This window comes from Streptomyces daliensis (assembly GCF_054782395.1).
Genome location: NZ_BAAGSO010000107.1, coordinates 100975 through 109421, shown reverse-complemented (window position 1 = coordinate 109421; position 8447 = coordinate 100975). Strand labels below are relative to the sequence as shown.

6 protein-coding genes are annotated in these 8447 nt (G+C 71.3%); 5 read left to right on the top strand and 1 reads right to left on the bottom strand.

What is annotated here, in order from left to right:
- Positions 1–231 precede the first annotated feature (231 nt).
- The 5 genes from ACYVOO_RS30000 to ACYVOO_RS29980 all read left to right on the top strand — a co-directional run bounded on the left by ACYVOO_RS30000 (position 232) and on the right by ACYVOO_RS29980 (position 6786).
- Positions 232–954 (top strand): DUF3000 domain-containing protein, encoded by a 723-nt coding sequence (locus ACYVOO_RS30000; RefSeq protein ID WP_461018858.1) that lies wholly within the window; start codon positions 232–234, stop codon positions 952–954.
- A 207-nt stretch (positions 955–1161) separates the two neighbouring features.
- The gene (locus tag ACYVOO_RS29995) at positions 1162–1839 is read left to right on the top strand and encodes a LuxR C-terminal-related transcriptional regulator (protein ID WP_453344527.1); all 678 of its coding nucleotides are present in this window, start codon (positions 1162–1164) and stop codon (positions 1837–1839) included.
- 121 nt (positions 1840–1960) lie between these two features.
- Positions 1961–3232 carry an HRDC domain-containing protein gene (locus ACYVOO_RS29990; RefSeq protein WP_461018857.1) on the top strand — a complete coding sequence of 424 codons (1272 nt, stop codon included), beginning with the start codon at positions 1961–1963 and terminating at the stop codon, positions 3230–3232.
- A gap of 201 nt (positions 3233–3433) precedes the next feature.
- Positions 3434–4654: a thiolase family protein gene (locus tag ACYVOO_RS29985; RefSeq protein ID WP_453344525.1), complete on the top strand. Its 1221-nt coding sequence runs from the start codon at positions 3434–3436 to the stop codon at positions 4652–4654.
- On the top strand, positions 4651–6786 hold the full coding sequence (locus ACYVOO_RS29980; protein ID WP_461018856.1) for a 3-hydroxyacyl-CoA dehydrogenase NAD-binding domain-containing protein: 2136 nt from the start codon (positions 4651–4653) through the stop codon (positions 6784–6786). Before ACYVOO_RS29985 ends, ACYVOO_RS29980 begins: the two co-directional genes overlap by 4 nt.
- 127 nt (positions 6787–6913) lie before the next feature.
- On the opposite strand, the gene ACYVOO_RS29975 is transcribed toward ACYVOO_RS29980, so the two are convergent.
- Positions 6914–7591 (bottom strand): AIM24 family protein, encoded by a 678-nt coding sequence (locus tag ACYVOO_RS29975; protein WP_461018855.1) that lies wholly within the window; start codon positions 7589–7591, stop codon positions 6914–6916.
- Between the last annotated feature and the right edge of the window lie 856 nt (positions 7592–8447).

The window sequence follows — 8447 nt, the reverse complement described above, 5'->3', positions numbered from 1 at the left end:
GCAATGTCCTCGTCGAGGGACGCCGTATCGTCGCCGCCGGACGGGCGGAGACACCAAACGCCTGTGGAGCGCCGGTAAGACGGGCACACGTGCCCGCACAGCGCCGTGAAGCAGGAAGCCCCCGGAAGAGTCGACCGACCCAGACCGGAATCCCTGGACTTCAGACCAGGGAGCACGTCAAATGAGTGTCCCTACCGTGCTGAGCGCGCGGTTCCGCCTACTCTTCCGCCCATGGCAGCGGCTCGACCACAGATGACGGAGGGTTCCGGCGGCGGCACGGAGGGGGCAGGCGGCGACGACGTACCGCTCCCGTTCCGGCAGGCCGTCGCGGCCCTGAACAGTGCCCGGCCGCGACCGGAGGTACAGCTCTCGCAGCTTCCGGCCCCCAAGCGGCTCGCGCCCTACGCGTACGCGCTGGAGGCGGCGGTCACCGCGGCCGGGGCAGAAGCGGGGGCGGACGCGGAGGAGCTGGCCGACGGGCGCTTCGTGCTGCTCCACGACCCGGCCGGACAGGACCCGTGGCAGGGCACCTTCCGGGTCGTCACGCTGATCCGCGCCGAGCTGGAGCCCGAGATGGCCACGGACCCCCTGTTGCCCGAGGTGACCTGGTCCTGGCTCACGGGCGCGCTGGAGGCACGCGAAGCGCCCTACACGGAGCCGAGCGGGACGGTGACCCGGTCGGGCTCGTACTTCTTCGGCGGCCTCTCCTCGCGCGAGCCGCAGTCCGAGCTGGAGATCCGGGCGAGCTGGACCCCGCGCGCGACGGGCCAGGCCGGGCCGACAGGTCATGGCGGGCCGACGGGCCAGGGCGCGGTCACTGACGTGGCGGCGCACCTGTCCGCCTGGTGCGAGCTGCTGTGCCAGGTCGCGGGACTGCCCCCGGAGAACGGCGACGGCGACTCCGCGGTCCAGGTGGTCCAGCTTCCGCAACGGCGCGGCCCGCAGTCACTCTGACGATGGTCGGACAGGTACCCGGCATTTCGGATGAATGCCCGATTCAAGAAAATATCGGTCACCGATTTGTGATCATGCCCTAAAGGCGGGCGCGTGAGCTGCCGAAGGAATCAATGACCCTTCCACACGGAACGCCCTGACTCGCCCCCGTTTCCCCGGGGGCGGCTAGTCGGCATTTCCGCAGCCACTCTCCCTTCAGGAGGCCCGGTGTCTGTTCTCCTAGAGCACCCCACAAGCCTGGTCGCCTACCGCCCGAACAAGCCGACGGCCATGGTCGTCGTTGCCGACCCCCGCGTCCGCTCCACCGTGACCCGTCACCTCTGGGCTCTCGGAGTTCGGGACGTGATCGAGGCGTCGTCGATCGCGGAGGCCCGCCCCCGAGTCGGAAACCCACGTGACATCTGCGTGGCCGACGTCCACCTCCCGGACGGCTCGGGGCTCACCCTGCTGTCCGAGACCCGGGCGGCGGGCTGGCCGAACGGCCTCGCCCTGTCGGCCGCCGACGACATCGGAGCCGTGCGCAACGCCCTCGCCGGCGGCGTCAAGGGCTACGTCGTCACCGGCACCCGCAACAACCTCGGCGGAGGCATGACCACCCGGCACGGCGCCGCGCCCATCGGCGCCGCGGCGGCCCGGATGCACCGACGTCCCGGCGGCGGCCCCGGCGGCCCCGGCCACCCCGGCGGCCTCCGCGAACTGTCGGGCCGCGAGGTCGAGGTACTGCGGCTGGTGGCGGAGGGCCAGTCGAACAAGGCCATCGGCGTCTCGATGGGCCTCTCGGCCCTCACCGTCAAGAGTCACCTCGCGCGCATCGCCAGAAAGCTCGGCACGGGCGACCGCGCGGGGATGGTCGCGGTGGCGCTGCGGACCGGCATCATCCACTGATCCGTTCTCCGGTCCGCTTACCGATCCGCCCGCTGATCGCTTTACGTACCGGAAGCGCTCGTCGACGTAACGTTCCGTCGGCGGGCGCTTCGCATTGCGTGCACACAGATACCCTTGACTGGTGACCGACGCCCAAGAGACCGCATCAGCAAACGCAGCTCAGGCCCCGTCCGACGACTCCGGACCGGCGCCGATCCCTTTGCTGGAGCCGCGCGAGGGCATTCCGCCCGTGACCGCGGACGCGGAAGCCCTGGCGGAGATCACCACCGCGTTCGCCACGGGCTCGGGCCCCGTCGCCGTCGACGCCGAGCGCGCCTCGGGCTACCGCTACGGCCAGCGCGCCTACCTGATCCAGCTCCGGCGCGAGGGCGCGGGCAGCGCCCTCATCGACCCGGTCACCTGCACCGACCTCTCCGGGCTCGGCGCGGCTCTGGCGGACACCGAATGGGTCCTGCACGCGGCCACGCAGGACCTCCCCTGCCTGCGCGAGATAGGCATGGTGCCGCGGCGGCTGTTCGACACGGAGCTGGCCGGACGGCTGGCCGGTTTCCCCCGGGTCGGCCTGGGCGCCATGGTGGAGAACGTCCTCGGCTACGCCCTGGAGAAGGGCCACTCCGCCGTCGACTGGTCGACCCGGCCGCTGCCCGAACCCTGGCTGCGGTACGCGGCACTCGACGTCGAACTGCTCGTCGACCTGCGCAACGCGCTGGAGGAGGAGCTGGAGCGCCAGGGCAAGCTGGAGTGGGCGCACGAGGAGTTCGCGGCGATCGTCGCGGCCCCGCCGCCCCCGCCCCGCAAGGACCCCTGGCGGCGCACGTCCGGCATGCACAAGGTGCGGCGGCGACGGCAGATGGCGGTCGTACGGGAGCTGTGGACGGCCCGCGACAGGATCGCGCAGCGGCGCGACGTCTCCCCCGGCAAGGTGCTCACCGACGCGGCGATCGTGGAGGCGGCGCTCGCCGTGCCCGCGGACGCGCAGGCGCTGGCCGCGCTGCCCGGGTACGGCAACCGCATGGGACGCAAGCAACTGGAGCAGTGGCAGAGCGCGGTCGACCGGGCCAAGGCGCTGCCCGAGTCCGAGCTGCCGCAGCAGGGGCAGCCGCTGAACGGTCCGCCGCCGCCCCGTTCCTGGGCCGACAAGGATCCGGCCGCCGCGGCGCGGCTGGCGGCGGCGCGGGCCGCGGTGACGGCGCGGGCCGAGGAGCTGAACCTTCCGCAGGAGAATCTGCTGACTCCTGACACCGTGCGGCGCTTGTGCTGGGCGCCTCCCAAGGAGGCGACGGTGGAGGTTGTCGGGGACGCGCTGCGAGGTCTTGGCGCGCGGGAGTGGCAGGTCGCCCAGACGGCCGACCTCCTCACCACGGCCCTCTCCGCCCCGGCCCCTTCGGCCTGACGCCCCCGCGCGGGGCGACGGACGCCGCGCAGCACCCTTGCAGTGGTGCTGGCGACCGCGAAGGGTCCCGCCCCGCGCGGGGAAATGTGACGTGTGACCCTCCACCAGGGCAGCCCTTGTCACTCAGTTACCCACGGGTAGCATGGCGAGTGGGAAACGCGCCGTCCGGCGTACACGTACCGCACCTGGAGGAGAGCCAACGTGCCTCGTACCGCTAGGGACGTCGTCTTCGTCGACGGCGTCCGTACCCCGTTCGGCAAGGCGGGCCCCAAGGGCATTTACCACGAGACCCGCGCGGACGACCTCGTCGTCAAGTGCATCCGCGAGCTGCTCCGGCGCAACCCGGACCTGCCCCCGGAGCGCGTCGACGAGGTGGCCCTCGCCGCGACCACCCAGATCGGCGACCAGGGCCTGACCCTGGGCCGCACCGCCGGCATCCTCGCCGGGCTCCCGCAGAGCGTGCCGGGGTACTCCATCGACCGCATGTGCGCGGGCGCGATGACCGCGGTGACCACGACCGCAGGTTCGATCGCGTTCGGCGCGTACGACGTCGTCGTCGCGGGCGGTGTCGAGCACATGGGCCGCCACCCGATGGGCGAGGGCGTCGACCCGAACCCCCGGTTCGTGTCGGAGAAGCTCGTCGACCAGTCGGCCCTGTTCATGGGCATGACGGCGGAGAACCTGCACGACCGGTTCCCGCACCTGACCAAGCAGCGGGCCGACGAGTACGCGGTGCGCAGCCAGGAGAAGGCCGCCAAGGCGTACGCCAACGGCAAGGTGCAGGCCGACCTGGTGCCCGTCTCCGTGCGGCGCACCACCGGTGAGGGCGGCGAGAACGGCTGGGGCCTGGCCACCCAGGACGAGCCGATGCGCCCCGGCACCACGCTGGAGATGCTGGCCGGGCTCAAGACCCCGTTCCGTGCCCACGGCCGCGTCACCCCCGGCAACGCCGCGGGCCTCAACGACGGCGCCACGGCCTCGCTCATCGCGGCCGAGGACGTCGCCGAGGAGCTGGGCCTGCCGGTCAAGATGCGCCTGGTGTCGTACGCCTTCGCCGGTGTCGAGCCGGAGGTCATGGGCATCGGCCCGGTGCCGTCGACGGAGAAGGCCCTCGCCAAGGCGGGCCTGGGCATCGACGACATCGGCCTGTTCGAGATCAACGAGGCATTCGCCGTACAGGTCCTGGCGCTGCTGGACCACTACGGCATCGCCGACGACGACCCGCGCGTGAACCAGTACGGCGGTGCCATCGCCTACGGTCACCCGCTGGCCTCGTCCGGCGTGCGTCTGATGACGCAGCTCGCGCGGCAGTTCGAGGAGCAGCCGCACGTCCGCTACGGCCTGACGACCATGTGCGTCGGCTTCGGCATGGGCGGAACGGTCATCTGGGAGAACCCGCACTTCGAGGGAGCAGGCAAGTGAGCGAGACCGCAGAGCTTCTGAAGGGCGCGGCCGAGCGCTTCCCCGACGAGGTCGTCACCGAGGCGCACGTACGCCACCTCGACCTCCCGGCGGGCGCGGGCAGGTTCGCCCTCATCACGCTGGACAACGGCCTGGACCACACCAAGCCGACCACCTTCGGCGCACAGTCCCTCGCCAAGCTGGACCTCGCCATCGACCAGGTGGAGAAGGAGGCCGAGGAGGGCGAGATCGTCGGTGTCGGTGTCACCGGCAAGCCGTTCATCTTCGCCGTGGGCGCCGACCTCAAGGGCGTCGAGGTGCTGACGAACCACGAGGACGCACTGGCCATCGGCAAGGGCGGGCACGCCGTCTTCCGGCGCCTGGGCAAGCTCGGTGTCCCGACGTTCGCGTACTACAACGGCGCGGCCATGGGCGGCGGCGTCGAGGTCGGCCTGCACTGCGACTACCGCACCGTCTCGCAGGCCCTCCCCGCGTTCTCGCTGCCCGAGGTCTTCCTCGGCCTGGTGCCCGGCTGGGGCGGCTGCACGCTGCTGCCGAACCTGATCGGCGCCGACCGCGCCGTCTCGGTCATCATCGAGAACTCGCTCAACCAGAACCGTCAGCTCAAGGGCAAGCAGGTCTACGAGCTGGGCATCGCCGACGCCATCTTCGAGGGCGCCGACTTCCTGGAGGAGTCGCTGCGCTGGACGGCCGCGGTGCTGAAGGGCGAGATCGAGGTCGTACGGTCCGAGATCGACCGCGACGAGGCGTGGGACCAGGCCGTCGCCCGAGGCAAGGAGATCGCGGACAGCAAGGTGCACGGCGCTGCCCCGGCCGCCTACCGCGCGCTCGACATCATCGCCCAGGCCAAGAACGGCGACCTGCGCGCGGGCTTCGAGGCCGAGGACAAGGCGCTCGCCGACCTGATCATGGGCGGCGAACTGCGCAGCGGGATCTACGCGTTCAACCTGGTGCAGAAGCGCGCCAAGCGCCCTGCCGGCGCCCCTGACAAGTCCCTGGCGCGCCCGGTCACCAAGGTCGGCGTCGTGGGCGCGGGCCTGATGGCCTCGCAGCTCGCGCTGCTGTTCGCGCGGCGCCTCGAGGTGCCGGTCGTGCTGACCGACATCGACCAGGAGCGCGTCGACAAGGGCGTGGGCTATGTCCACGAGGAGATCGACAAGCTGCTGCTGAAGGGCCGCGTCAACCAGGACAAGGCGAACCGCCTCAAGGGCCTGGTCTCCGGCTCCCTGGACAAGGCCACCGCCTTCGCCGACGCGGACTTCGTCATCGAGGCCGTCTTCGAGGAGATGGGCGTCAAGCAGCAGGTGTTCGCCGAGGTCGAGGCGGTCGTGCCCGAGCACGCCATCCTCGCCACCAACACCTCCTCGCTGTCCGTCTCCGAGATGGCGTCGAAGCTGAAGCACCCCGAGCGGGTCGTCGGCTTCCACTTCTTCAACCCCGTCGCGATCCTGCCGCTGCTGGAGATCGTGCGGGGCGAGCGGACGGACGACGCGTCGCTGGCCACGGCCTTCTCGGTGGCCAAGTCGCTCAAGAAGACTGCCGTCCTCGTCAAGGACGCCCCGGCGTTCGTCGTCAACCGCGTCCTGACCCGCTTCCTGGGCGAGGTGCTGCGCTCCATCGACGAGGGCACCCCCGTCGACGTCGCGGACCGCGCGCTGGCGCCGCTCGGGCTGCCGATGTCACCGATCGTGCTGCTGGAGCTGGTCGGCCCGGCCGTGGCCCACCACGTCGCGGGCACGCTGCACGCCGCGTTCCCCGACCGGTTCGCCGTCTCGGAGAACCTGGGCCGCGTGGTCGCCGCCGGTAAGCGGAACCTCTACGTCTACGACACCGGCAAGCCGGAGCTGGACCCGGAGGTCGCCGCGCTCTTCGAGACCGGGGACACCGCGCTCACCGAGGAGCAGGTGCGCGAGCGGGCGCTGAACGCCATCGCCGAGGAGGTCCGCCTCATGCTCGACGAGGGCGTCGTCGCCGAGGCGCAGGACATCGACCTGTGCCTGATCACCGGCGCGGGCTGGCCCTTCCACCTGGGCGGCATCACGCCGTACCTGGACCGCGAAGGCGTCAGCGAGCGCGCGACCGGGAAGCGGTTCCTGGCGCCGGGTGTCGCGAGCGTTCCCGTTCCCGCGTGACGGGTGCGCCTACGGCGCGCGCTGAACCGGTGAGCCGCTGAGACCCGAACGGCGCCCGTCCACACCCTCTCTGGTGGACGGGCGCCGTTCGTGTGTCCCCGTCCGCGTGCGCCGGCGCGGGCGGGGCTCAGTGCGTGCCGGGCTGCTGCGGCTGCGCCTCGCTCGGGCGGACGATGACGAACCCCTCGCCCTCCAGGGCCAGTTGCATCGCCTCGCCCGAACCTCCGCGCAGCATGGAGCCGAAGCTCTGCGACCTGTGGAGCGAGGCGTGCAGCCGGGCACTCCAGCCCAGGACCGCGTCCGTGTCGACGTAGACCGGCGCCTGAGGGCTCACGGGGATCACGATCGGCTCGCCCTCGCAGATCAGACCGAGCTTGCCGTGCCCCGTGAAGACGCTGTTGAACAGGCCGCCGCCGGTCATGCCCGCTCCCTTGACGACCTTCACGTCGTAGGACAGCGTCGCGTCGAAGACGAGGACGTGGCGGCCGTTGACGCTCAGCTCGTCGCCCGGCGACATCTCGACGATGAAGCAGCTCGCCGCCTCGTGCGCGAACCACGCCTCGCCCTGACCGCGCACCGCCATCAGCGGCAGGCCCTCGCCGGTGACCTTGCGCTTGATGTAGCCGCCGACGCCCTGGCCCTTCTTCTCGAACTGGAGGTTCCCGCGGAACGCGACCATGGCGCCCTGACGTGCGTAGCACTCGCCGTTTACCACGTACTTGATGGACTTGTTGTTCTGGAGCGTCATCCCGGCCGCGACCGGATCCTTGACCAGGTATTCGTCCTTGAAGAGGTCACTTTGCATACCAGGCATGATCGCCCCGGAACGACTGCGTCCGCCAGCCCCTTCGCGGGGCTGCGGAAGGAAACGGGGGGTTCCTGCTTCACGGGGGTGTTGCGCGGGACGGTTGGCCGGTGTGGTGCGCAATGTAGGGTCCCGCGCTGATTTTTGCGCCGCTGCACGGGGCGCTGCGTGTGGCGGGGCGCCGTGTTCGGGTGCGGCTGTGTGGCTACGGCGCGGCCTATGGACCGGTGCGTCGCGGCTTGCGCCGCGTGATTCCGGGTTCCTGTTGGGGTTATGGGCACGTGGGTGCGGGGTGTCCGGTGCCGGGGTGGGGTGTCTCCTCGGCGTGAAGGTCTCGCTTACGGCTCTCCGCCGGTGACTCTCTCGACCTGCGGGGACACCCCACCCCGTCCCCGTCCCGCCGGTGGCCCGCTATCCAGCTCCGGGTCGGCTGACGCCCACACCGTGCCCTCACCCGTGGGTGCGCCCTCCCCAGTGCCCCCTCGGGGGTGCGTACGCGTGCTGCGGGCCGGTGGGTGGGTTGTGCCCACCCGTTCCGCCATGCGGAACGCTTGCCCACAACGGTGGTGCTGGTGGCCACCGGGTGGGAGGGGACGCGGTGGGGTGTCCCCGCAAGTGGTGGCGACTGTACAGGCAGCCGAAAAGCCGACCCGCACTTGTCGCCGCCCGAGGAGACACCCCACCGCGGCACCGACCCCCACCACACACGGGCCCCACACGACCACCAGCCGAAACCAAGAACCACGCGGCGCAAGCCGCAACGCACCGCAACCACACGCCGCGCCGAAGCCACCGGCCAGGCACCCGAACACGGCGCCAAGCCACCCCCACTGCGTGCGACGGCGCAAAAATCAGC

Excerpts from the sequence above, each read along its gene's own strand:
- ACYVOO_RS29975 (WP_461018855.1), bottom strand. The coding sequence starts at position 7,591 with ATGCAAAGTGACCTCTTCAAGGACGAATACCTGGTCAAGGATCCGGTC.
- ACYVOO_RS30000 (WP_461018858.1), top strand. The coding sequence starts at position 232 with ATGGCAGCGGCTCGACCACAGATGACGGAGGGTTCCGGCGGCGGCACG.